Source organism: Pantoea sp. paga, from assembly GCF_007558755.1.
GTDB lineage: Bacteria > Pseudomonadota > Gammaproteobacteria > Enterobacterales > Enterobacteriaceae > Pantoea > Pantoea agglomerans.
In genome coordinates this window covers 960,428-985,663 of sequence record NZ_VLTF01000001.1, presented here as the reverse complement: position 1 = coordinate 985,663, position 25,236 = coordinate 960,428, and the positions used below count along the sequence as shown (strand labels likewise).

Genomic DNA, 25,236 nt, shown 5'->3' with positions numbered 1-25,236 from the left:
CGCCATACCTGTTACGGCTGCTGCGCGGCGGCCAGCGGGCGTTTTTTACGGCGCAACTTATCCATCATTAAATAGACCACCGGCGTGGTGTAGAGCGTCAGCAACTGGCTCATCACCAGCCCGCCTGCAATGGTAATCCCCAGCGGCTGACGCAACTCTGCGCCGTCGCCGCTGGTCAGCACCAGCGGCAGCGCGCCAAACAGCGCCGCCAGCGTCGTCATCATAATCGGCCGGAAGCGCAACAGGCACGCCTGGAAAATCGCCTCCCGCGCGCTGAGCTGGCCGTTGCGCTCTGCCTCCAGCGCAAAATCGACCATCATGATGGCGTTCTTTTTCACGATTCCGATCAGCAGCAGAATACCGATCAGCGCAATCAGGCTGAAGGGCGTATCGAACAGCTCCAGCGCCAGCAGCGCACCGACACCCGCCGAGGGCAGGGTAGAGAGGATCGTCAGCGGATGGACATAGCTCTCATAGAGGATCCCCAGCACGATATAGACCGCCGCAATCGCCGCCAGCATCAGCCAGAGCTGATTACTTTGCGACTGCTGAAACACCTGCGCCGTACCGGCAAAGCTGCCGCGCACGCTGGAGGGCACGCCAATCGCGGTCATGGTGCGTTCAATTGCCTCCGACGCCTGCGACAGCGACACCCCTTCCGGCAGGTTAAATGAAATGGTCGAGGCGGCAGACAGCCCTTCATGGTTGACCGAGAGCGGCGCATTCGCGGGCTGCCAGTGGGCAAACCACGACAGCGGAATCGCTTTACCTTCGCTGTTTATCACGAACATCTGCGACAGGGCGCTGATATCCTGGGTGTAGCGCGGATCGACTTCCATCACCACTTTGTACTGGTTAAGCGGCTGATAGATGGTGGAGATCTGACGCTGACCAAAGGCGTTATTCAGCAGGGCATTGGCCTGAGAGACATCGATGCCAAGCCGCGCCATACTTTCCCGGTCATAGGTCAGCGCCATCTCGCTGCCTTTATCCTGCTGATCGGAGTTCACATCCGCCAGCTGTGGCAGAGCAGAGAACGCCTGACGGATTTTTGGCTCCCACTCACGCAGGGCGTTAAGGTCGTCCGACAGCAGGGAATATTGATAACCGGCATTCGATTCCCGACCGCCGACGCGCAGATCCTGCACCGCATTCAGATAGAGACTGGCCCCGGGTTCTTTCGCCAGCTTATTGCGCAGGCGGGCGATAATCTCCACTGCGCTCTCTTTCCGCTCCGACAGCGGCTTCAGCGAGATAAACATGGAGCCGCTGTTGGTACGCATCCCGCCGGTGAAGCCCACCACGCTCTCTACCGCCGGATCGGCCCCGACAATCTCCATAAAATCCTGCAGTTTACTGCGCATCGCCTGAAACGAAATGCTCTGGTCGGCAGAGATAAACCCGGAAAGTCGTCCGGTATCCTGCTCCGGCATAAAGGTTTTCGGAATATGGACAAACAGCCAGCCGGTCAGGACGATGGTGGCGAAAAACAGCACCATCACCCAGCGCGCATGGTTCAGTACCACGCTAAGCGAGCGGCCATAGCCCTGCTGGATCGCCATCAGCAGCCGACCCGCGCCGCGCTGACGCGGCTGGCTGCGCGGCGCGTGCGGCTTAAGCAGATAAGCGCACATCACCGGCGTCAGGGTGACCGAGATAAACAGCGAGATGACGATAGCCACCGACAGCGTAATGGCAAATTCTGAGAAGAAGCGGCCAATCAGTCCGCCGATCATCAGCAGCGGCAGGAACACGGCAATCAGTGACAGGCTCATCGACAACACGGTAAAACCGACTTCCCGCACCCCTTTCAGTGCGGCGGCCAGCGGCTTCATGCCCGCTTCTACGTGTCGGGCAATGTTCTCCAGCACTACAATCGCATCATCCACCACAAAGCCGGTGGCGATGGTCAGCGCCATCAGCGACAGGTTGTTGAGGCTGAAGCCGCACAGGTACATCGCGGCAAAGGTGCCGATCAGTGAAACCGGCACCGCGACGGCCGGGATCAGCGTGGCGCGGCCCGAACGCAGGAAAATAAACACCACCAGAATTACCAGCGCCACGGCGATCACCAGCGACTGCTCCACCTCATGCAGCGAGGCGCGAATGGTGGGTGAGCGATCCTGCGCAATCTGCAGATCGATGGCGGCCGGGATCACCTCATGCAGCAGCGGCATTTCGGCGCGGATGCGGTCCACCGTATCGATGACGTTGGCTTCAGGCGTTTTGCGGATCAGCAGCAGCACCGCCGGTTTACCGCGCGACATCCCGGCGTTGCGTACGTCCTGCACTGAATCTTCGACTGTCGCCACATCCGACAGCCTGACCGCCGCACCGTTGTTGTAATGCACTATCAGCGGCTGATACTCACTGGCGGTCTGCAACGCGTCATTGGTACGCAACTGCCAGCGCTGCTGCGAATCATCCAGTGCGCCCTGCGGCCGTCGCTGATTGGCGTTGGAAATGGCGGTGCGCACCGCATCCAGCGAGACGCCCTGATTAAACAGCGCCTGTGGATTCAGTGCCACGCGGACCGCAGGCAACGAGCTGCCACCCACGGTGACGTCGCCCACGCCCTCAATCTGTGACAGTTTCTGCGCCAGCTGGGTCGAGGCGTAATCGTAGAGCTGACCCGGATTATAGGTATCCGAGGTCAGCGTCATGATCATAATCGGCGCATCTGAAGGGTTCACTTTGCGATAGGTCGGGCGCGACGGCATCCCGGTAGGCAGCAGGCTTTGCGCTGCGTTAATCGCGGCCTGCACATCGCGCGCGGCTCCGTTGATGTCGCGATCAAAATCAAACACCAGAATGATGCGGGTGCTGCCCAGCGAACTGGTAGAGGTCATTTCACTGACGCCCGCGATGCGTCCCAGCGAGCGCTCCAGCGGCGTGGCCACCGACGACGCCATGATCTCCGGTGCGGCACCCGGCAGCGAAGCCGAGATAACGATCACCGGAAAATCAACCTGCGGCAGCGGCGCTACCGGCAGCAGCCGGAAACCCAGCATCCCCGCCAGTGCGATGGCCAGCGTCAGCAGGGTGGTGGCGACGGGCCGGTTGATGAACAGGGCAAAGAACTTCACTCTGCGGCCTCCGTGCGGGCAAAGCGGCGGCGGGTGGCGTGCGCCAGTCGATCAAACAGCAGGTAGATCACCGGTGTGGTAAACAGGGTCAGCACCTGGCTCAGAATCAGCCCGCCAACCATGGCAATCCCCAGCGGATGACGCAGTTCGGCACCGACGCCGGTGCTGAGCATCAGCGGCAGCGCGCCGAGCAGGGCGGCCAGCGTGGTCATCAGAATCGGGCGGAAGCGCAGCAGGCAGGCCTGATAGATGGCATCAACAGGCTTCATACCCTGTTCACGCTCGGCCGCCAGCGCAAAGTCGATCATCATGATGGCGTTCTTTTTCACGATGCCGATCAGCAGGATGATGCCGATTATCGCCACGATATCCAGCTCATTGCCGCTGAGCATCAGCGCCAGCAGCGCGCCGACACCCGCCGTGGGCAGCGTTGAGAGAATTGTGATGGGGTGAATAAAGCTCTCATAAAGCACGCCCAGCACGATGTACATCGCCACAATGGCCGCCACAATCAGCCAGACGGTGCTGCTCAGCGCCGCTTCAAACGCCAGCGTGCTGCCCTGGAACTGCGTCATCAGCTCTGCGGGCATGCCAAGCTCGGCTTCAGCCTGCGACACCGCTTTCACCGCATCTTCCAGCGAATAGCCGTCAGCTACGTTGAAGGAGAAGGTCGCCGACGGGAACTGATCGAGATGGTTAATGCTGAGCGGCGTGCTGCGCTGTTCAATGCGGGCAATGGCGCTCAGCGGTACGCTGCCGCCGTCGCTGCTGTTAAGGCGAATCGCATTCAGGCTCTCCATGCCTGGAGTGGCACTATTGTCCTGCTCCAGCACCACCCGATACTGGTTCGCCTGGGTATAAATGGTGGAGATGAGCCGCTGACCAAAGGCGTTGTACAGTGCGTTATCGACATCCGCCATGCTGATGCCAAGGCGGCTGGCGCTGTCGCGGTCCACTTTGACATAGGCTTCCAGACCCTGATCCTGCCAGTCACTGCTGACATCACGCAGCTGTGGCAGGGTACTGAGCCGGGTCAGCAGCGCCGGAACCCAGGTGCTGAGCGAAGACAGTGAACCCGATTGCAGCGTGAACTGATAGGGCGTGCGGCTCGCCTGGGTATCAATGGTGAGATCCTGCACCGCCTGCAGCCACAGCTGCACGCCCGGTACCTCACTGACCTGCTGTTGCAGGCGCTGCTGAATGGCAGGAATGCGGTCGTCGCGTTGATCCAGCGGTTTGAGGTTGATCTGCAGACGCGCGCTGTTCAGCGAGGCATTGGTGCCATCCACGCCGACAAACGAAGTCATGCTCTCCACTGCCGGATCTTTCATGATGATGGAGGCGACGTCGCGGGTGCGCTGTGCCATGCTGGCATAGGAGACCGACTGCGGTGCCTGCAGCGTGCCCTGAATAATGCTGTTGTCCTGCTGCGGGAAAAAGCCTTTCGGGATGATCATCCACAGCACCAGCGTCAGCACCAGGGTGCCAAGCGCCACCGACAGCGTGAGCCAGGGATGATTGAGTACCCGTTTCAGGCCGCGGCCATAGGCGGCCACGATACGATCAAACATCGCTTCGCTGGCCCGCGAAAAGCGGTTCTGTTTGCGCAGCGACTCCGCGCTCAGCATCCTGGCGCACATCATCGGCGTCAGGGTCAGTGACACCACCGCTGAAATCAGAATCGCCACCGCCAGCGTCACGGCAAATTCGCGGAACAGACGGCCGATTACGTCGCCCATAAACAGCAGCGGGATCAGCACTGCAATCAGCGAGAAGGTGAGGGAGATGATGGTAAAGCCGATCTCTCCGGCACCTTTCAGCGCGGCGGTCAGCGGCTTTTCCCCTTTCTCGATATAGCGTGAGATGTTCTCAATCACCACGATGGCATCATCGACCACAAAGCCGGTGGCGATGGTCAGCGCCATCAGCGTCAGGTTGTTAATTGAAAAGCCGAGGAAGTACATCGCCGCGAAGGTGCCGATCAGCGACAGAGGCACCGCAACCGCCGGGATCAGCGTGGCGGGCACGTTGCGCAGAAACAGATAGATGATCATCACCACCAGCGCCATCGCCAGTATCAGCTCATACTGCGTGTCGTTGACCGAAGCGCGAATATTGGTGGTGCGGTCGGTGAGCAGTTTAACCTCCACCGACTTCGGCAGGGCAGCGGTCAGGGCGGGCAACATGGCACGGATATTATCTGCTGTGGCGATGATATTGGCACCAGGCTGACGCTGAACGTTGAGCACAATCGCCGCATCGCGGTTGGCCCAGGCGCCAAGCCAGCTGTTTTCTGCCCCCTGTTCTATGGTCGCCACGTCGCCAAGACGCACCGGTGCGCCGTTTTTGTAGCTGATAATCAGCTGGCGATAATCTTCCGCTGATTTCATCTGGTCATTGGCTGACAGGGTAACTGAGCGGGTCGGACCATCCAGGCTGCCTTTGGCGGAGTTAACGTTGGCATTGCTGATGGCGGTCCGCACCGTTTCGCTGGTCAGACCCAGCGCAGCCAGCGCCTGCGCATTCATTTTCACCCGCACCGCCGGACGCTGACCGCCCGATAGCGTCACCAGTCCGACGCCGCTGACCTGAGAAATTTTCTGCGCCACCCGCGTTTCCACCATGTCCTGCACCTGCGTCAGCGGCATGCTGCGCGTGGTGACGGCAAGCGTCATGATCGGTGGATCGGCAGGATTCACTTTGCTGTAGACCGGCGGATTAGGCAGGTCGTTGGGCAGCAGGTTGGTGGCGGAGTTAATGGCAGCCTGCACCTCCTGCTCTGCCACATCCAGCGGCAGCGTCAGCTGGAACTGCAGCGTCACCACCGAGGCACCGCCGGAGCTTTGCGACGCCATCTGTTTCAGTCCAGACATCTGACCAAACTGGCGCTCAAGCGGCGCGGTGATGGAGGAGGTGACCACATCCGGGCTGGCACCCGGATAGAGCGTGACGACCTGAATAGTCGGATAGTCGACTTCCGGCAGCGCCGAGACCGGCAGGAAGCGGTAGCCCAGCACCCCGGCCAGCAGGATCGCAATCATCAACAGCGTGGTGGCGACCGGCCGCAGGATAAACTGGCGTGACGGTCCGCCACTGTGATCGGGAGGCATGACCTGCATTACTCACGCTCTCCTTTTGACGGCAGGGCGGCGCGGGTAGCGCGCGGTGCGTTGCTCTGAGGCGCGACCACCTCGACTTTTGCGCCTTCCGTCAGGCGATCCAGCCCATCGGTCACGACGCGTTCACCTGCCTCCAGACCGGCGCTGACCACCACTTTCTCGCTATCCTGCAAGCCGGCAATCACGCTTTTCTTGCTGACCTTGTTGTCACTGTTAACCACCCAGACAAAGTTGCCTTCGTTGCCCATCTGCAGCGCGGCAGGTGGGATAACAATCGCATCCTGCAGGGTATTGACCTTCAGCCGCACATTCACGAACTGATTGGGAAACAGCGTGTCGTCCTGATTATCAAAACGCGCTTTAATTTTGATGGTGCCGGTGGTGACATCAATCTGGTTATCGAGGCTCAGCAGTTTGCCGCTGGCGATCAGATTCTGATTACTGCGATCCCAGGCTTCCACCAGCAGCGGCTCACCGCTTTTCTGCGCCTTGAGTATGGAACTGATGCTGTTCTCAGCCAGGGTAAAAACCACATCAATCGGGTGCGTCTGGGTGATCACCACGATACCGGTGGTGTCGCCGCTGGTGACGTAGTTGCCGACGTCCACCTGTTTCAGCCCGACGCGGCCGGCAATCGGCGCGGTGATCCGGCTGTAGGTAAGATTGAGCTGCGCACTGGCGACGCTTCCCTCATCCGCTTTCAGCGTGCCGAGCGTTTCACTGACCAGTGAGCGCTGGGTATCCAGTTCCTGTTGCGACACCAGCGAGGTTTTTGCCAGTTTCTCGAAGCGCGCCAGGTCACGACGGGCGTTGGCCAGCGTCGCCTGATCTTTCGCCAGCTGGCCCTGCGCCTGCGTTAACGCCACCTGATAAGGGCGCGGGTCGACTTCTGCCAGTAGCTCGCCCGCTTTCACCTGCTGGCCTTCGGTGAAGTGGATTGCCAGCAGATCGCCATTGACCCGGCTGCGCACCGTGGCCGTGTTAGCCGCGGTCACCGTACCCAGTCCGCTCAGATAGTGCGGCACGCTCTGGCTGGTGGCCGTAGCGGCCTGAACCGGTGCGAGGGGACGACGGGCGCCGTCACCGCCGCCTTTGCCGCCACGTGGCGCAGGTGCGTCACTCTGACTGCTGCTCTGGGGCTGGGCATGGCGCTGCCAGACATAATAGCCGCCAGCGGCCACGGCGATCAGGGCCAGCACGATAAGGGTTTTCTTCATAACAGAATGTCGGGTGCTCATGATTGTTGGTGCTCTCCAGCAGTGACGTAGTCCCAGGCGCAGGCATAAAATGGGTAGCCTGCAAACGACAGAGTGTAGCCGCCTCTGACGGGCAGAAGTTGAAGGAAATAAGGATATCTGTCAGGGCGGGGTAATTATGCCTGTTCTTTCATTAATCGCATCACAATCGTCATAAAGCCGTGAAATCACTTTGCTATGCTGAAAGACAGGCGGTTTTTTCAGGCAAATAAGGAGCAGGAAATGAGTCAGAATCAAACCCGGCAGTTGGGTGACAGTGGTATCGCGGTGCCGTTGCTGACGTTTGGCGGCAACGTGTTTGGCTGGACAGTGGATCAAACCACCTCCTTTTCTCTGCTGGATGCGCTGGTTGATCGAGGCCTGTGGTTTATCGATACCGCCGACGTCTATTCCCGCTGGGCACCGGGCAATAAAGGCGGTGAATCGGAAACCATTATGGGTGAATGGCTGAAAAAAAGCGGCAAACGCGACCAGATCGTGCTGGCAACCAAGGTTGGCATGGAATTGTCGCCGGAGAAAACCGGACTCAAACCGCAATATATCCGTCAGGCAGTCGAAGATTCCCTGCGCCGGTTGCAGACCGACTATATCGATCTCTACCAGGCGCACCGCGACGATCAGGATACGCCGCTGGCGGAAACGCTGAGCGCCTTTGACAGCCTGATCAGAGAGGGCAAAGTACGGGCGATTGGTGCCTCCAATTACAGCGCGGCACGGCTGCAGGAGGCGTTGCAGGTCAGTGAAACGCAGGGGCTGGCGCGCTATGAAACCCTGCAACCTGAATATAACCTTTATGACCGCCAGCCCTATGAGTCGGAGCTGGAGCCGGTGGTGATGGCGCAGGGTCTGGGCGTTATTAACTACTATTCACTCGCCAGCGGCTTTCTCAGTGGCAAATACCGCGAGGCGGCGGATGCGGGTAAAAGCGCGCGCGGTCAGGGTGTCGTAGATAAATACCTTAATCCGCGCGGTTTGCGGATCCTCGACGCACTGGATGCTATCAGCGAAGCGCATCAGGTGACGCCGACGCAGGTGGCGCTGGCCTGGCTGATTGCCCGTCCCGGTATCACCGCACCGATTGTCAGTGCTACCTCGCTGAAACAGCTCGACGATCTGACTGGCGCGATGCAGCTGACGCTGACCCCGGCGCAGATTGAACAACTGAATCAGGCAAGCCAGTAAACACAAGGGGCGATAGCGCCCCTTTTTACGCTGCTCCTGTCAAAAAAGACGCACCCCGCCCAGAGAATAACCAATCAGAGATCCCGATCACAAATGCGTTAATAAACGGATGTTACGGGTAATTATGCGCACGTATTTACAAAAAACAGAGGTTATCCAGCACTATCCTCTGCGCGTCATTTTCCGTAACTTACATAAGAATAAGCAAGATGAAAAACAAAAAAGCAGAGCAGCGTTTCCCGCTGCGCCGTGTGGCAACCGGCACCCTGATCCTGGCCATGTTTTCCGCGCAGGCAATGGCCGCTGACGCCCTGAGTCCGGACTCCGAATGGATGTTTGGTGACTGGGGCGGGTACCGAACGCAGCTGCAGGACGACGGCATTAAGTTTGACGTTAACTACACCATGGAAAGCGCCGCGAATTTAGGCGGCGGGGCAGATACCAACACCACCATGCGCTACAGCGATCAGTGGTCGTTCGGCACTAATTTCGATCTGCAGAAGCTGCTGGACTGGCAGGATGCCGAGTTCCAGATGACCGTGACCAGTCGTAACGGACAGAATCTTTCTGAACAGGTCGCGGATCAACGCACCGGTATGCTCTCCTCGGTGCAGGAAGTTTACGGTCGCGGCCAGACCTGGCGTCTGACCCAGTTCTGGTTGCGCAAAGGATTGTTTAACGATGTGGTCGATGTGAAAGCCGGGCGGGTGACGGTGGGGGAAGACTTCGATAACTTCGATGGCAATCTGTTCCAGAACCTGGCGCTGGGCAGCGGGCAGGCGGGTAACTGGCGCGGCGATCGCTGGTTCAACTGGCCGGTGTCGCAGTGGGGCGGCCGGGTGAAATTCAATATCACGCCGGACGTTTTCTTCCAGGTCGGTTTCTATAATCAGAACAGCGCTAACTACGATCGCGGTGATGGTTTCCGTCTGGATACCAGCAATTCAGAAGGAAATCTGGTGCCGGTCGAACTGGGCTGGAAACCGACCTTCGGGCCGGAGAAATTACCGGGTAACTACCGCATCGGCTATTACTATTCGTCGGTGGATGGCGATGTTTATGGCAGCTGGCGAAACGGCGGCTATCAGGATCAGGCCCATTCCTATGGCGGCTATCTGCTGTTACAGCAACAGCTGACCGCGCAGGATGGCGATGTGAATCGCGGTCTGGGCGTGCGGGTGCAGGCGGTGATGAACGATCACAAGACCTCAAAGACCGACAACTATCAGTCTATTGCGTTTACCTGGACAGGACCGTTTGATGCCCGTCCTCAGGATGAGATCGGCGTGGGCGCGTCACGTATTCATGTGAACAGCGACTATACCCGCTCACTGCGTCAGCAGAATCAGGCTAATGGCGAGAGCCGCTTTGACAGCCCGACCTATCTGCCGATTCAGGAAGGTTCAGAGTACAACTATGAGGTTTACTACAACGCTAAAGTAACTAACTGGATGTCACTGCGACCTAACCTGCAGTATGTGGTTGCACCGGGCGCAGTCAGTGAAGTGAAAGATGCGTTTATCGGCGGTATCAGCGCGAATATTGCCTTCTGATTTTCCGGGCGAGCGAGCCGCAGTGCGGGCCAGAGCACCTCTGCTGCTGCCGGGCCGTCCTCGCGCTGCTCAGGCGGTACCTTCGGCTTTGACGGCGTGCCGACGAACCGTTCGGGAATCGGCCCTCCCTGGCCGGCCCCGAACTGTCCACGCTTCCCGGCGTGGACTTCTGGCCCACCGTCACGCCTCAGCGCTGCGGATAGCCCTTTCAGCAGCAGAGGCGCTCAGGCTTCCACTCTCGTGCCCTTTCTGACAATACACACTGAAGTTTCAGAGCAGGCTGGCACCAGACTGCGTTATCACCTGTCGCTTAACTGACTGGCATTACACCCTCAGGTGCCGTTTTTGTTATTGCAGTGCAAGCCTAGCGGAACATCACTTCCGCCCAGCGGGCCAGCCCTGCGGTGACGGAGGCGAAATCATCGCCACCTGCAATCGGTGTATCCGGCAGCGTCTGCTGCAGCGCTGCGCGCAGCAACGGCGAACGCGCACTGCCGCCGGTCAGGTAAATCACATCGGGCTTAATCTGGCTGGTGGCCAATGCCAGCTGCACCTGTTCCAGAATTTTCTCCAGCGGCTGACTGATGGCATCCTGCAGCTGATCCACGCCAATCTCTGTCTCTAAGGCGGCGGCAATAAAGTCGAGGGAGGCGGTATGCGCCGGGCTGGCTGACAGCGCAATCTTGCTCTCTTCCGCTGCGCGCACCAGGCGATAACTGAGCTTCTGCTGCCATACTTTCAGCAGGCGAGCCACCACGTCACCCTGTTCCGCATCCCGCACTAAATCCCGCAGCCACTTCCCGCAGGCGGGACTGTAAAAGTCGCTTTGTGCCGGAACATCATTGATGGCGATCGCATTCCACCACGGCAGGGCAGGCAGGGCGGTGCCTTTCTGGGTGTTACCGCCCAGACCGAGTAGCGGCATCAGGGTCTTAAACGTCAGCATGATATCCAGGTCGTTACCGCCGACGCGGCAACCGCTGTGGCCCAGCAGACTTTCACGGCGGTCAGCTTTATCACGCCACTTCGGTCCCATCAGCAACATTGAGCAGTCGGTAGTACCACCGCCAATATCCACCACCAGTACCCGCGTCTCCTGCTGCAGCGTGGCTTCGAAATCGAGTCCGGCCGCCACCGGTTCGAACTGGAACTCCACGTCGCGGAAACCGGCGCGGTGGGCGGCGCGCAGCAGAATACCTTCAGCCTGCTGGTTAGACTCTTCACTGCCTAAACCCTGGAAGTTGACCGGGCGTCCGATCACCGCCTGATCGATAGCCTGATCAAGCTGGCTTTCACCCTGCTTGCGGATGTGCAGCATCATGGCGCAGACCAGATCTTCAAACAGGGCAATCTGCTGTGGCTTCAGGCCAGTAGCACCGAGGAACGATTTGGGGGATTTAACGAACCAGACATCTTCGGGATCGACCATATAGTGCTGCAGCGCGGTAAGGCCAAACTGCACGCTATTGGGCTGGACCTCGATATCTTCTTCACGGTTATATCGCAGCGCACGCTGCAGCAGCGCCGTGGTTTCGCTGTCAGGCGTCGCGACCTGATGATGACGATAGAGCCATTCGCTGATCGACTCGCGGGTTGGCGCACAGATCATCGACGGCAGCAGGCGCTGATCATTTTCCAGCGTTAACAGACGTGGCGTGCCATTTTCGCTGACTGCAATAGAGCAGTTAGCCGTGCCGTAATCGAATCCTATGAACATTTTCGCCCCCATGCCGGAAAAAAGGGGGCGACTTTAGCGCAGCTTCAGCAGGGTGGCAAGCGGGCAGCGCCGGAATTAACGAATAGCGAAGATGTGATCTTCGGCCAGTGAACGCAACGGCTGGCGCTCCGCCACGGCACTGCCCCAGACGCCATTAACATCGAGGTTAGCCAGGGTGCTGAGCAGGGCCGGTACCGAAACCGGACCGGCCAGCACCGAGATATTGCGCTGTGTGGCCTGGCCCTGGATGATGGTCAGCAGCATCTCATCCATCAGATTATTGTGAACGTTGGCAACCAGTTCAGGTGCCAGCACCAGATAATCGACCACCTCGTCACTCAGCAGATTGAAGGCATCCAGATTACGGCCAAAATGCTGCAATACGATGCGGCAGCCGCACTGCCGCAGTTGCAGCAGCGCGGCATAGAGCTGATCGCCCTGGCTCAGCACGCTGGCGGCAGGGAAAGCAAAACCACAGCCGCTGCTGGAGAGACCGGCGGCAACAAAGCGCTGGCAGAGTTGCTGCACAAAGGCGGCATCACTCAGCACCTGGGCGTTAAGCGGCAGAATCACCGGGATGCCTTTGTTATTGAGCCGTTGCACGTCGTGGCGGAAGAAAACCTCAAGAATATTATTATCCAGCCGGCGACGCAGCGTTTCATCAGGCAGGTTATTGCGCAGTAGTGTCTCATCCAGCAGCAACCCGTCAGCGGTCAACAGCTGGACCTCAAGCAGCCAGATAAAGGCTGCCTGCGGCGTTTTTGGCGGGGCAATGGCCCAGGCGGGCAGTTCGATCTTCAGCGCATCAATCATTGCTGCATCCATGCCCTGATGGTTGCCCGACAGCGGTAAGCGATGCTGTTCGTAGACCACCAGCCGTCCGCGCCCGCTGCGTTTGGCGTTGTAACAGGCGATGTCCGCCTGCGAAAGCACGTCGCTGCTCTGACAGTTTTCTGCAGAAATCTGCGTCACGCCCGCGCTGGCGCCGACCTGATAGAGGCGTCCCAGCCACTGGAACCGGTAATCATTTACCGCGGCGACAATGCGCTGCACCACATCATGTGCCTGTGCGATATCGCAATCGGGCATCAGTAGCGCAAACTCATCACCGCCCAGTCGCGCAAGGAAATCGCTGCTGCGCAGAGGGTGCTGCATCAGATCGGAGAGTTCGCGCAGTAACGCATCGCCTGCAGCATGCCCGGCGCTGTCATTGACCGCTTTAAACTTATCAAGGTCGATAAACACCAGCACGTGCTGATGCTGATGTTCCGCGGCATCAAACAGCAGACGCTTAAGCTGAAGTTCGAAGCTGGCGCGGTTAGGCAGGCGGGTCAGGGTGTCATGCAGCGCGCTGTAGCTCAGGCGCTTCATCAGTTTGCGTGACTCACTCACATCCTGAATGACCATCACCGCCCCCTGTTCCAGACCCGCTTCCGAACGCAGCGGCGTGATGCTGTAGTGAATATCGATATGGCCGCCATCCGGCGTATGCAGCACCAGATCTTCAGCGAGACCGGGGGTGATTTTTTCCGGCGGCAGCTGGCATAACAGCAAATTCTCTACCTCAGGGCCGTTACGTCCCTGCGTGATATGCAGCAGCTCACTCAGCGGCTGACCAGCGGCCTGCTCCTGCGACCAGCCACTCATTTTCTCCGCCACCGGGTTCATAAAGGCAACGCGCATCTCTTTATCGGTGCTGATGACCGCTTCGCCGATCGAATCCAGGGTGATCGCCATGCGCTCTTTCTCCTGAAACAGCGCCTCATTAAGATTGCGTAGCGGCGTGATGTCCTGACAGATGCCCAGCATGCGCTCAATGCGTCCCTCTTTACTCAGCAGCCGGTTGGCCTGAGTGCGCACCCAGCGATGCCCCTGGTCATCGACCACGCGGTACTCCATGTGAAACGCGCTGCGAAGCTCAATCGCCTGTTGTACCGTCAGTGCGGCATACTCGCGATCGGCGGGATGCAGCAGATGGATCCAGAGGTCATAGCTGGGCGATTCATGAGGAGCAAGACCAAACAGCGCGTACATGCGCTTATCCCATAACATCTCGCCGGTCAGCAGGTTCCACTCCCATACGCCGATGCCACCCGCTTCGTTGGCCAGCGTAATACGCTCCATCAGCCGGCGATTCACCTGCTCACTCTGCTTCAGCTCAGAGATATCAATAATCTGGGCAATAAAGTAGAGCGGGGCGTAGCTGCTGTCGCGCACCAGCGATACCGTTAGCTGCGTCCAGACAATCTCACCATCTTTGCGGAAATAACGCTTTTCCAGGGTGTAGGTATCAATCTCACCCGCCAGCAGCCGGCTCACCTGTTGCAAATCCAGGCTGAGATCGTCGGGATGGGTGATCTGCTGAAAAGTCAGCCGTTTCAGCTCCTCAGCCGGATAGCCCAGGATCTGGCACAGCGAGCGGTTGACCTGCTGCCAGCTGCCGTTCGGCGCCACCAGCGCCATACCGATGGCGGAATACTCCATGGCGTGACGGAAGCGGGTTTCACTGTCAGTGATATGGAGCTTTTCGCGCCGGAACGCATCCATCACCAGCGACATAATGTGACTGGGGATTAACACCAGCAGGAACGGCAGCCAGCTGGAGACCGGGCCCAGCACGCTGTTGTTGTTCACCACGGTGACCAGATCAAAGGCGAGCAGTATCGAGATAAAACTGGCGTTCAGGAAGAACAGCACGAACGCCTGCAGCTTGGGCAGGCGAACCGCGCACCAGAACAGGATCACCACGATAAAGGTAAAGGGCCACGGCAAAAAGCGCAGCGCCAGATAACTGGCCCCGAGGGTGAGAAGAAGCGTCAGCAGAGCTTCGGCCAGGCGCAGATTGCTGAACACCGTGCGACGCAGCGGCCAAGGCAGCAGTAACAGCATCGGGCCTAACACCAGCATGCCGATGATTTCGGAGATCACCCAGGTATAAAAGAAGGGAAACGAGGCGTGGCCGCTGACCTGCAGCGTCCAGAGTGCCAGCAGGCCGCCGAGCACCGGCGTCACGATGCCCACCGACAGTACCATCCGTGCCCAGTCATGCAGCGAATCCAGCGGCGCGCGCCGATCCAGCAGGGCGCGCAGCAGCATGCCACCCACACCGGCCTGGATAAGATTGAGCAGGGCGAATTTAATATTCGAGAGGGCAGGCCCGATAATGATGGCGTTAGCCCCGGCGGTGCCAAGCACGCAGGCTGTCAGCAGCAGCGGAAGCTGGCGTGACGGGCAGCGGAAAACCACGACGGTCATTAAGGTGGTCGGAAACCAGAGCGGGGAGATTTTGCCGCTGACGACGATCAGTTCCAGACAGAAGAGTGTCAGGACAAACACCACGCAGCCAAGGAGCAACGCCGAGAGCCAGCGGTTTGGCGTGCTATTTTGCGGGGACAGGATCTCTATCGTCATGCGGACTTCCGGCAGGGTGCAGCGCTCCACAATGGCGTATCAGGCACCAGTCATTCTCTCACTGCATGCTAGCACATCCGGCAAAGAAAAAAGGGGTGAAATCAATATTGCCCGTTATTCGGCGAATTGACGGGCACGGTAAGATTGATTGCCAGCACGTTGATTACTGGCGGAAAAGATCGGCGCGGGTATAGGGTTTCTCCATGCCTGCAAGGCTGGCGGCGAAACGCTCCAGGAACTGCTGCGTGGTGGCGACACGACCATGACTCATCAATACAAACGGCACTAACAGCGCAGCACCGACCTGCGGCCAGCTGAAGCCTTTGAGCGAGGTGCGACGCTGAGAGATCAGAAACGCCGTGCTCAGCGTGAAGCCCAGCAGCAGCCCGGTGACCACCTCACTTTTTGAGTGTGCGTGGATGACCAGGCGGGAGAAACCGACCATCAGGGGAATCAGATAGCCAACCCCAATCGCCGCAATGCGCCACATCGCGGACCAGCGCCCGGAAATCAGCCATAGCATGACCGGCCACAGCGTGGCGGACATGGCGCTGTGGCCGCTGAAACCGGTAAAATTAAAGCGGGCGCTGCCGATGCCAAACCCCAGAAACAGAATTTTAGAGATGCTGACGGTCAGGCCAGCCAGGCCAAATGCCATAATCCAGTAAAAGACCGTATGACGATTATCACTCTTCCACGGTAAAATCAGCGCAATAATCACGGCTGTTGGAATCAACAGCATGCTGTCGCCAAAATAGGTCAAAGTCTTCCAGTGCATACTACTCCTGATGCATCTTCGGTCGTCACGTTAGCGACACGCGTTGTCTGAACAGCGCGCCGCGCAGGCCATTTTTTTTATAGTATGGTGTGCCGTTAGTTTATCGGTGAAATGAGTCGCGTCCAAAGGAGAAAGTCTGAAAAGTCGCCGACGCCATTTCTCTGGCATCAAAAGGCCGAAATCCCTATACTTAGCGCGAACACACCCTCTCCATTTCGGCCCGTCCGCTGCCCGCGTAATGTGTGACCAGTGGCAGGCTCCAGTTATCAGGTCTTAAAAAAGTATGACTGACAAGTCTCATCAGTGCGTGATTGTAGGCATTGCCGGCGCTTCCGCATCCGGTAAAAGTTTAATTGCCAGCACGCTCTATCGTGAAATCCGTGATCAGGTAGGTGACGAGCACATCGGGGTTATCCCGGAAGATGCTTATTACAAAGATCAAAGTCACCTCACCATGGAAGAGAGGGTTAAAACCAATTATGACCATCCGAGCGCGATGGATCATGATTTGCTGTTGCAGCATCTGCAGGCGGTGAAAGCCGGTCAGGATATTGAGCTGCCGGTCTACAGCTACGTTGAGCACACCCGCACCCAGCAAACGCATCATCTGAAGGCAAAAAAGGTCATCATCCTTGAAGGCATTCTGCTGTTAACCGATGCCCGTCTGCGCCAGGAACTCAACTTCTCTATCTTCGTGGACACGCCGCTCGACATCTGTCTGATGCGCCGTATGAAACGTGACGTCAATGAGCGTGGCCGCTCAATGGACTCGGTAATGAGTCAGTATCAGAAGACCGTGCGTCCGATGTTCCTGCAGTTTATCGAGCCATCAAAACAGTACGCCGATATCATTGTGCCGCGCGGCGGAAAAAACCGTATCGCCATCGATATTCTCAAGGCGAAAATCAACCAGTTTTTTGAATAACGCACGTCCGTCCGGACGTGGTGCAGACCGGCGGCAGGCACGCATGCCGGTTTGCTACACTTATGCCATGGAGTTACCGCAATGAGATTATGCGATCGCGATATTGAAGCCTGGCTGGACAATGGCAAACTGGCCATTGAGCCACGCCCGCCGGTCGAGCGCATTAACGGGGCCACCGTCGATGTGCGTCTGGGTAATCAGTTCCGCACCTTCAGCGGTCATACCGCGGCCTTTATCGATCTGAGCGGCCCGAAACAGGAAGTGAGCGCGGCACTGGATCGGGTCATGAGCGATGAGATCGTATTGCCTGATGGCGAGGCCTTTTTCCTCCATCCGGGAGAGCTGGCACTGGCGGTGACGCTGGAGTCCGTAACGCTGCCTGACGATCTGGTCGGCTGGCTGGATGGCCGTTCATCGCTGGCGCGACTTGGGTTGATGGTGCACGTTACGGCTCACCGCATCGATCCAGGCTGGCAGGGCCGTATCGTGCTGGAGTTCTACAATTCAGGTAAACTGCCGCTGGCTCTGCGTCCCGGTATGTTGATCGGTGCGCTGAGTTTTGAACCGCTTTCAGGCCCGGCTGCGCGTCCCTACAACCGGCGTGAAGATGCGAAATATCGCGGTCAGCAGGGCGCTGATGCCAGCCGTATCGACAAAGACTGATCTGAGGATGTAATGAAAAGAGTGATAACCACGCTGGCCATCCTGTTAGTGGTGGTCGTAACGGGAATGAGCGCACTGGTGCTGCTGGTCAATCCCAACGACTTTCGTGCCTATATGGTGCAGCAGGTCGAACAACGCAGTGGTTATCGCCTTGAGGTCAGCAGCGATCTGCGCTGGCACGTCTGGCCTCAGCTCAGCATCCTGGCCGGCCGGATGAGCCTTACCGCGCCGGGTGCCAGCCAGCCGATGGTCTCGGCGGAAAACATGCGGCTGGATGTTGATCTCTGGCCACTGTTATCCCATCAGCTCAGCGTCAGCCAGGTGATGCTGAAAAATGCGATAGTGCGGGTGACGCCAGATAGCCGCGCGCAGCGTGCCAGAAATGCGCCCCAGGGTCCGCGTGATGCGGAGCCGGCCTATCCTTCCAGCGGCTGGTCATTTGATATCGCTAAACTGCGGGTAGCAGACAGTCTGTTGATCTGGCAGCAGCCAGGCGGCGACGAATATAATTTCCGCGACCTCAACATTAATATGGAACAGGACGCGAACAAGCTGGCGACGCTGTCGCTGAGCACCACGCTGATGCGCAACCAGCGCAACGCCACACTGAATCTCAAAGGCCAGCTGGATGCCGCGCAATATCCCCATCGCCTCAGCGGCCAGTTGCAGCAGCTTGATTACACCTTGTCCGGTGCCGACATTCCGGCACAGGGGATCAAAGGCTCGCTGAGCCTGCAGGGCGACTGGAATGGTGACCGCCAGCAGCTCTCCTTCAGTAATCTGCAGCTCACCGCCAATGACAGCACCCTGACCGGGCAGGGCAGTGGCCATATTGCGCCACCGCAGCAGCTGGCGCTGGATCTGAAAGCCAGCAACCTTAACGTCGATAATTTACTCACCAGTGCGCCCGTCTCTGACGCGCCTGGCGTGCAGCACGCCACCGTGGCCCGTTCGCCGGTGATTGCTGCGCCGCGGGAACGCAGCAACGCCGACTCTCCGCTGAATGACCTGGATCTGGCGCTGAAGTTACAGGCTGACAATGCGGTATGGCGCGGACTCTCTCTGACCAATCTTTCGGTAAACGCCAGCAATCAGCAGGGAGTGATGACGCTGAAGACGCTAAGCGGCAAGCTGGGCAATGGCAGCTTCTCCATTCCCGGCAGTATCGATATCCGTCAGCCAGAGACGCGGGTCAGCCTTAAACCCCAACTCCGGTTAATTGCGATTCAGCCGCTGCTTAAAGCGTTTGAACTGCCGGAAAGCGTGCAGGGGAACCTGAGTCTGGATGGCGACCTGTCGGGCGATACGCTGACGGTCGAAGCAGCCAAACGTCGCTGGCAGGGCAGGGCGACCATCAGCGCCAGCAACCTGAAGCTGGCAGAGCTGAATCTGCAGCAGATGGTGCAGCGTGCCGTGGCGCGGGTCAGCGATAAGGTCAGCGGCGATCAGGCGGTGGATGAGGGGATTGAGTCGATTAGCGCACAGGTGGCGCTGAATAAGGGCGTACTCAGCTTCAGCGATATCAATGGCAACGGCCAGAATCTGGGCCTGCAGGGCGCGGGCAAAGTTGACATGGTGCAGCAACAGCTGGATATGACCCTGGGGCTGAAAATCAGCGGCTGGCGTGGCGATGATGCGCTGGTGAAGGCACTCTCCAGTCAGCCGGTTCCGCTGCGCATGTATGGTAGCTGGGACAGCCTGCAATACTCCCTGCCGGTGGATGACGTTCTGCGTAACCGGCTGCAGAGTGAGGCGAAATCACGGCTGAATCAGTGGATCGATCGCCAGAAAGAGGGCGAGAACAAAGAGAACCTGAAGAAAATCATGCGCCCGTAGCGGGCGCATTCCCTTCAGCCCGCTAATCGCTCAGACCTCGTAATTGATATCGGGCTGCAGCAGGATCTCGACTTTCTGCACCCGATGATTTTCGACCTGCAGCGTTCGCAGCAGATAGTCACCCAGTTGCAACACTTCGCCTTCCTGAGGGATGTGTTGCATCTTATCCATCAGTAATCCCGCCAGCGTATGATAGTCACCCTGCTCATCGAGCGGCAATTTCACATAGAGCGCCAGATCTTCCAGTGGCATATGACCGTTAGCAATCCAGTGGCCTTCACCCTGAATCTGAATATCGTAGCGTGCATCGATTTCACCCGCCTCATTCGGCAGATTGCCGGCGATGGTCTCCATTACATCGCTCAGCGTGACCACGCCTTCCACCGAACCAAATTCATCGACCACAAAGGCGAAGTGAGTATGGGCCTGACGAAACTGTTCCAGTGCCTGCAGCACCGTCAGCCGTTCAGGAAAGACCAGCGGTTGTCGAATCAGGGCGCGTAAATCGAGGGAGTTCTGGTGCAGTGACTGATGCAGCAGATCGATAACGTGAACCACGCCCAGCGGTTCGCTGGAGTGATCCGTGATCAGTATTCGCGTGTGCTGGTTGCGGTCGAGGCGCGACATAATCTCTGCCGGATCATCACTGAGATCGATATGTTCTACGTCGTGGCGCGAGGTCATGATGCTGTTAATGTGGCGCTGACCCATGCCCAGTACGCGGGCAATCATCACCCGCTCCTGCCGGTTAAACAGCATGCTGTCGTCACTGTCAGCAATCAGTGACGAGGTTTTCGCATCCAGCTCCGCCGGTTCTGCCGCGCCGCGCAGCAGTCGTAACACCGCTTCCGCCGTGCGCTGGCGTAGCGGACGACCGGCCGACAGCACCCGACGACGATTAAAGTGCGCTAACTGGTTCAGTGCCTCAATGACCACCGAGAAGCCGATTGCCGCATAGAGATAGCCTTTGGGAATCACAAAGCCAAAGCCTTCCGCCACCAGGCTGAAGCCGATCATCAGCAGAAAGCTTAAGCAGAGGATCACAATCGTAGGATGGTTGTTCACGAAGTGGGTTAACGGCTTGCTGGCGAGCAGCATCAGCAGAATGGCGATGGTAACCGCAATCATCATGACCGGTAAGTCATTAACCATGCCGACGGCAGTAATCACCGCATCCAGCGAGAAGATGGCATCCAGCACCACGATTTGCGCCACCACCGGCCAGAATTTAGCGCCGCCTTTTTGTTGACCGGACGCCTCATCATCCCCTTCAAGACGCTCATTCAACTCTGTGGTGGCTTTAAATAGCAGGAAAATCCCGCCTGTCAGCAGCAGTAAATCGCGCGCACTAAAGGGGTGGCCCGCAAGCGTAATCCAGGGTTCTTTCAGCGTAACCAGCCAGGAAAGCGATGCCAGCAGCAATAATCGGCACAATAACGCCAGCAGCAGTCCAATCACGCGCGCGCGGTCGCGAAGCGGCCCTGGAAGCTTCTCAACCAGGATGGCGATGAAGATCAGATTGTCGATGCCTAAAACCAGCTCCAGAACGATTAGCGTGACTAATCCCGCCCATAGCGAGGGATCTGCAATTACCTCCAGCATGCCTTGTTCACCTGAATGTCTTAAATTGAGTTTTCTCTGATGATAGTGGAGTGCGAAGCCACGTACAAATGGCAGGGCAGGGGGCATGTTCTCAGATAACCACGCTATATCGTGCAAAATATGAACATAATAGTGTGACGCTTTGATTAACTTCACAGGGCGCAGTAGAGATAATTCTTAGTCATTGGCTGAAGCAAAAGAGATATTCACCTGTCGGGCTTATGCGATTTATCTCATCGGGAGTATGGCATTAATCCGAATTGTGAAGAAAGGATTGCACTGCCCGTCAGGCCTCAATACTAATTGCTGGTAGTCTTTTTCCTAAAATAGTCCAGGGATGGCGGGACCTGCTTGTAAACAAGCCAGTAATAACTAGTATAGCAACAAGTTAGCAAACTCTGCCCCAGAGTCGTAATCTGCGTACCTATTCGACATTAATCGCAATGTCACGAATGAGTAATTCGCCTGTGAACGTCTGTATGATGCGTTGCGGTAACGCTAACACATTACGGGGAGCATTATGAATGATGACAGCGATATTGGCAGCGACAGCCAAGGGCGGTAGCGTGCCCGAATCGCGTTTTTGTTGATAAAGTGAGCAGCGCTGGCGGTGGTTAAGTCAGAGTAATCTGTTGGTATTCATCACGATATTATTGGTTTCATGGTTAAGATCATTGGCGTAAACGCCGCAGGAGCTCCCCTTAGAAACGGCTCACTCTGGAGAGGTTTCGTCGCTTAATGATTAAACAGGCGATAGCCGTTGCGGGTTTAAGGAAATAAAATAAAGAGTTAAATATGCGCGATACAGAATTTACGTTTAAAAGTCTTATTACCAAATTAATGCTGGCATGTTCAGACTTAATTTGTTTCAACGCAGCGTTATTTTTGGCGATGATGCTAATTAATTTGCAGTCAGATTCGCCGCTGGCAGATATTTCTGAAAAAGAAATGAATTTAAAAATTGCCACGCACATTTGCCTGTCGGTAATTTGTATTGGCTGGTTCTGGGTAAGGCTGCGTCACTACACTTACCGCAAACCTTTCTGGTTCGAATTAAAAGAAGTTTTTCGTACCATTCTTATATTTTCTGTTATCGACCTGTCGATTACCGCCCTGTCGCAGTGGCAGATGTCGCGTTTCGTCTGGTTACTGACCTGGGTTCTGGCGCTGATTTTAATTCCGACCTGCCGCGCGCTTTCTAAACGTCTGCTGAATAAAAATGGCTTGTGGAAAAAACAGACCATTATTATCGGCAGCAGCAAAAATGCGCACGAAGCCTGGCAGGCACTGCAAAGCGAAGAGGTCATGGGTTTTGACGTTATCGCCTTCTATGACGTTGATGGAACCTGTCCGCAGGAGATCATGAACGGCGTGCCGGTGCTGCGCGACGAGCAGGAGCTCTGGAGCCTCACCAACAGCGAAACGCAGTTTATCGTCGCCGTTGAGTATGAGCAGAGTCAGTACCGTGATGTCTGGCTTAAATCGCTGGCGATGCACAACTGCCGTTCAGTATCAGTGATCCCAACCCTGCGTGGTGTACCGCTCTACGGTACCGACATGGCCTATATCTTTAGCCATGAAGTGATGATTCTGCGGGTTCAGAACAACCTGGCCAAACGCACTTCGCGCTTCCTGAAGCGGGCATTTGATATCGTGGGTGCGCTCTCGATTATCCTGATGCTGATGCCAGCGCTGCTGGTACTGGGCTTCCTGGTGGGCCGTGACGGTGGACCACCGATTTATGGTCACGAGCGTGTGGGAATGAATGGCCGTAAATTCAAATGCCTGAAATTCCGCTCAATGGTCATTAATTCAAAAGAAGTGCTGGAAGAGGTGCTGCGCACCGATCCGATTGCCCGTGCGGAATGGGATAAAGATTTCAAACTCAAAAATGATCCACGTATTACTAAAGTGGGCCACTTCATCCGTAAAACAAGCCTCGATGAGCTCCCTCAGCTCTGGAACGTGGTGCGCGGTGATATGAGTCTGGTCGGACCGCGTCCGGTCATTGAAGATGAACTCTGTCGTTATGCCGGTGATGTTGATTATTACCTGATGGCAAAGCCAGGCATGACGGGATTGTGGCAGGTCAGCGGTCGTAATGATGTTGACTATGAAACCCGCGTCTATTTCGACTCGTGGTACGTGAAAAACTGGTCACTGTGGAACGACATCGCGATTCTGTTTAAAACAGTGGGCGTGGTATTGAAACGCGATGGTGCCTATTAATCGTGAGTCGGAATGAGCGCGTTAACGCGCGCTCAGAGGTGTTTTGCCGTTGTCAGGCGTGTCGTTGATAGTGGCCATCATCAGGGATATCGCTGTGCATCCATAGTCCGCTATGATGCGTGGCGTTCAGGGTACACCCTGGTAGATGGCCGCTACTTATAACAAGTGGAGCAAGGATAATGAACGACAGGTTCAGTGCTTAAGTCAGGTAGGATTTACTTTTTGTTGGACGCTTACACAGCGGCGGTTTCGCCTCTATCAATAAATAACTGATAGCGAAGATCTAAATGATTACAATCAAAATGAAATTGATACCCTTGCTGGTATCCGCCACATTCCTTAGCGGGTGTACGATCGAACCAGGTTCTCACCTTTCTACATCAGGAAAAGATGTTGTTGAACAGCAGGATAGCAACTTTGACATCGATAAATATGTCAACGTCTTCCCGCTGACGCCTTCACTGGTTGAAAGGATGCGTCCGAAGCCACTGGTGGCTCAGACGAATCCTGCCCTGCAGAACGAAATTCAGAACTACGAATACCGTATCGGTGTGGGCGATGTTCTGACCGTAACGGTCTGGGATCACCCGGAACTGACCACCCCAGCGGGTCAGTACCGTAGCGCCAGCGACACCGGTAACTGGGTGCATTCTGACGGCACCATTTTCTATCCCTACATCGGTCGTGTGCGTGTAGCGGGCCGTACCGTCGGCGAAGTGCGTGACGAAGTGTCACGTCGTCTGGCTCAGTACATTGAAAGCCCACAGGTTGATGTCAGCATCGCCTCGTTCAAATCACAGAAAACCTATGTGACGGGTTCAGTGACCACTTCTGGTCAGCAGCCCATCACCAACGTTCCGTTGACGGTGCTGGATGCGATCAACGCTGCTGGCGGACTGGCCGCTGATGCTGACTGGCGCAACGTGGTGCTGACGCACAACGGTCGTGAACAGCGCATCTCTCTGCAGGCACTGATGCAGAATGGCGACCTGAGCCAGAACCACCTCCTCTATCCAGGCGATATCCTTTACGTTCCGCGTAACGATGATCTGAAAATCTTCGTGATGGGTGAAGTGAAGCAGCAGACCACCCTGAAAATGGACCGTAGCGGCATGACGCTGGCGGAAGCACTGGGCAATGCGGCCGGGATGGATCAAACCACCTCTGACGCCACTGGTGTATTCGTTATCCGTCCACTGCACGGCACCGATCGCAACAAGATTGCCAACATCTATCAGTTGAACACCAAAGATGCGGCATCCATGGTGATGGGAACCGATTTCCAGCTCCAGCCTTACGACATCGTTTATGTCACCTCTACGCCGCTGACGCGCTGGAACCGTGTGATTGGGCAGTTGATACCGACCATCGCAGGTATCAACGATGCAACACAGGCCGCATCGCGTATCCGTACCTGGGGTAATTAAGGTCCCGTCATGATTAAGTCCGTGTTAGTCGTTTGCGTCGGCAATATCTGCCGCTCTCCTACCGGAGAGCGCCTGTTTAAACGTGCGCTGCCTGATTTAGACGTTCGCTCTGCCGGCCTGGGGGCGCTTGTCGGCCATCCGGCCGACAAGACGGCGTCTGAAGTCGCTGCTGCGCAGGGTCTGTCGCTGGAAGGACATGAGGCGCAACAGTTGACGGCAGAGATGTGCCGCAACGTTGACCTGATTCTGGTGATGGAAAAGCGACATATTGAACAGGTGAATCGCATCGACCCGGCCGCGCGTGGCAAAACCATGCTGCTTGGGCACTGGCTCAATCAGAAAGAAATTGCGGATCCGTACAGAAAAAGCCGTGAGGCCTTTGAAGAGATTTACGGATTACTGGAAAACGCTACCCAGAAGTGGGTGAACGTATTAAGCCGATAGTTGGGATT

15 protein-coding genes are annotated in these 25,236 nt (G+C 57.0%); 8 read left to right on the top strand and 7 right to left on the bottom strand.

Going from position 1 to position 25,236, the window contains the following annotated elements:
• Positions 1-11: 11 nt before the first annotated feature.
• From mdtC to FOV68_RS04560, 3 genes are read right to left on the bottom strand one after another with little or no spacing between them, the layout of a single operon-like run.
• The gene (gene mdtC / locus FOV68_RS04570) at positions 12-3,086 is read right to left on the bottom strand and encodes a multidrug efflux RND transporter permease subunit MdtC (RefSeq protein WP_143990402.1); all 3,075 of its coding nucleotides are present in this window, start codon (positions 3,084-3,086) and stop codon (positions 12-14) included.
• A complete protein-coding gene (locus tag FOV68_RS04565; RefSeq protein ID WP_143990401.1) occupies positions 3,083-6,205 on the bottom strand; it encodes an MdtB/MuxB family multidrug efflux RND transporter permease subunit in 3,123 nt (1,040 codons plus the stop codon). Before FOV68_RS04565 ends, mdtC begins: the two co-directional genes overlap by 4 nt.
• A complete protein-coding gene (locus FOV68_RS04560) occupies positions 6,205-7,443 on the bottom strand; it encodes an MdtA/MuxA family multidrug efflux RND transporter periplasmic adaptor subunit (protein WP_143990400.1) in 1,239 nt (412 codons plus the stop codon). Before FOV68_RS04560 ends, FOV68_RS04565 begins: the two co-directional genes overlap by 1 nt.
• Positions 7,444-7,683: 240 nt before the next feature.
• Here FOV68_RS04560 and FOV68_RS04555 point away from each other — a divergent pair, with 240 nt between their 5' ends.
• Together FOV68_RS04555 and FOV68_RS04550 are read left to right on the top strand one after the other, a co-directional pair.
• The gene (locus FOV68_RS04555; RefSeq protein ID WP_010670985.1) at positions 7,684-8,643 is read left to right on the top strand and encodes an aldo/keto reductase; all 960 of its coding nucleotides are present in this window, start codon (positions 7,684-7,686) and stop codon (positions 8,641-8,643) included.
• A 209-nt stretch (positions 8,644-8,852) separates the two neighbouring features.
• Entirely contained in the window at positions 8,853-10,196 is a 1,344-nt protein-coding gene (locus tag FOV68_RS04550; RefSeq protein ID WP_186289715.1) for a carbohydrate porin, read from the top strand.
• 364 nt (positions 10,197-10,560) lie between these two features.
• Here the strand turns inward: FOV68_RS04550 and yegD are convergent, their stop codons facing one another.
• From yegD to FOV68_RS04535, 3 genes are all read right to left on the bottom strand, one after another.
• Positions 10,561-11,913, bottom strand: coding sequence for a molecular chaperone (gene yegD, locus FOV68_RS04545; RefSeq protein ID WP_031591370.1), 1,353 nt, complete (start codon positions 11,911-11,913; stop codon positions 10,561-10,563).
• A 75-nt stretch (positions 11,914-11,988) separates the two neighbouring features.
• Positions 11,989-15,324, bottom strand: a complete 3,336-nt coding sequence (locus FOV68_RS04540; RefSeq protein WP_143990399.1) for a diguanylate cyclase — start codon at positions 15,322-15,324, stop codon at positions 11,989-11,991.
• Between the two features lie 163 nt (positions 15,325-15,487).
• Positions 15,488-16,102 carry a phosphatase PAP2 family protein gene (locus FOV68_RS04535; RefSeq protein ID WP_143990398.1) on the bottom strand — a complete coding sequence of 205 codons (615 nt, stop codon included), beginning with the start codon at positions 16,100-16,102 and terminating at the stop codon, positions 15,488-15,490.
• Between the two features lie 283 nt (positions 16,103-16,385).
• Between FOV68_RS04535 and udk the strand changes: the two genes are divergently transcribed.
• The 3 genes from udk (at position 16,386) to asmA (ending at position 19,526) form a co-directional block, all read left to right on the top strand.
• Entirely contained in the window at positions 16,386-17,027 is a 642-nt protein-coding gene (udk, locus tag FOV68_RS04530; RefSeq protein WP_013358471.1) for a uridine kinase, read from the top strand.
• An 81-nt stretch (positions 17,028-17,108) separates the two neighbouring features.
• Complete coding sequence (gene dcd, locus FOV68_RS04525; protein WP_004571280.1) at positions 17,109-17,690, top strand: dCTP deaminase; 582 nt, start codon at positions 17,109-17,111, stop codon at positions 17,688-17,690.
• A 12-nt stretch (positions 17,691-17,702) separates the two neighbouring features.
• Positions 17,703-19,526 (top strand): outer membrane assembly protein AsmA, encoded by a 1,824-nt coding sequence (gene asmA, locus FOV68_RS04520; protein WP_143990397.1) that lies wholly within the window; start codon positions 17,703-17,705, stop codon positions 19,524-19,526.
• A 30-nt stretch (positions 19,527-19,556) separates the two neighbouring features.
• On the opposite strand, the gene FOV68_RS04515 is transcribed toward asmA, so the two are convergent.
• On the bottom strand, positions 19,557-21,128 hold the full coding sequence (locus tag FOV68_RS04515) for a TerC family protein (protein ID WP_143990396.1): 1,572 nt from the start codon (positions 21,126-21,128) through the stop codon (positions 19,557-19,559).
• 795 nt (positions 21,129-21,923) lie between these two features.
• Here FOV68_RS04515 and wbaP point away from each other — a divergent pair.
• From wbaP to FOV68_RS04500, 3 genes are all read left to right on the top strand, one after another.
• Positions 21,924-23,357: an undecaprenyl-phosphate galactose phosphotransferase WbaP gene (gene wbaP / locus FOV68_RS04510; protein WP_031591364.1), complete on the top strand. Its 1,434-nt coding sequence runs from the start codon at positions 21,924-21,926 to the stop codon at positions 23,355-23,357.
• Between the two features lie 287 nt (positions 23,358-23,644).
• Entirely contained in the window at positions 23,645-24,784 is a 1,140-nt protein-coding gene (locus FOV68_RS04505) for a polysaccharide export protein (protein WP_010248145.1), read from the top strand.
• Positions 24,785-24,793: 9 nt separating this feature from the next.
• Positions 24,794-25,228: a protein-tyrosine-phosphatase gene (locus FOV68_RS04500; protein ID WP_010248142.1), complete on the top strand. Its 435-nt coding sequence runs from the start codon at positions 24,794-24,796 to the stop codon at positions 25,226-25,228.
• The last annotated feature ends 8 nt before the right edge of the window (positions 25,229-25,236 follow it).

Bases quoted from the DNA above. Each gene is read 5' to 3' on its own strand.
- asmA (WP_143990397.1), top strand. From the start codon at position 17,703: ATGAAAAGAGTGATAACCACGCTGGCCATCCTGTTAGTGGTGGTCGTA.
- dcd (WP_004571280.1), top strand. From the start codon at position 17,109: ATGAGATTATGCGATCGCGATATTGAAGCCTGGCTGGACAATGGCAAA.
- FOV68_RS04505 (WP_010248145.1), top strand. From the start codon at position 23,645: ATGATTACAATCAAAATGAAATTGATACCCTTGCTGGTATCCGCCACA.
- wbaP (WP_031591364.1), top strand. From the start codon at position 21,924: ATGCGCGATACAGAATTTACGTTTAAAAGTCTTATTACCAAATTAATG.
- udk (WP_013358471.1), top strand. From the start codon at position 16,386: ATGACTGACAAGTCTCATCAGTGCGTGATTGTAGGCATTGCCGGCGCT.
- FOV68_RS04500 (WP_010248142.1), top strand. From the start codon at position 24,794: ATGATTAAGTCCGTGTTAGTCGTTTGCGTCGGCAATATCTGCCGCTCT.
- FOV68_RS04540 (WP_143990399.1), bottom strand. From the start codon at position 15,324: ATGACGATAGAGATCCTGTCCCCGCAAAATAGCACGCCAAACCGCTGG.
- FOV68_RS04555 (WP_010670985.1), top strand. From the start codon at position 7,684: ATGAGTCAGAATCAAACCCGGCAGTTGGGTGACAGTGGTATCGCGGTG.
- FOV68_RS04535 (WP_143990398.1), bottom strand. From the start codon at position 16,102: ATGCACTGGAAGACTTTGACCTATTTTGGCGACAGCATGCTGTTGATT.
- FOV68_RS04565 (WP_143990401.1), bottom strand. From the start codon at position 6,205: ATGCAGGTCATGCCTCCCGATCACAGTGGCGGACCGTCACGCCAGTTT.
- yegD (WP_031591370.1), bottom strand. From the start codon at position 11,913: ATGTTCATAGGATTCGATTACGGCACGGCTAACTGCTCTATTGCAGTC.
- FOV68_RS04560 (WP_143990400.1), bottom strand. From the start codon at position 7,443: ATGAGCACCCGACATTCTGTTATGAAGAAAACCCTTATCGTGCTGGCC.
- FOV68_RS04550 (WP_186289715.1), top strand. From the start codon at position 8,853: ATGAAAAACAAAAAAGCAGAGCAGCGTTTCCCGCTGCGCCGTGTGGCA.
- FOV68_RS04515 (WP_143990396.1), bottom strand. From the start codon at position 21,128: ATGCTGGAGGTAATTGCAGATCCCTCGCTATGGGCGGGATTAGTCACG.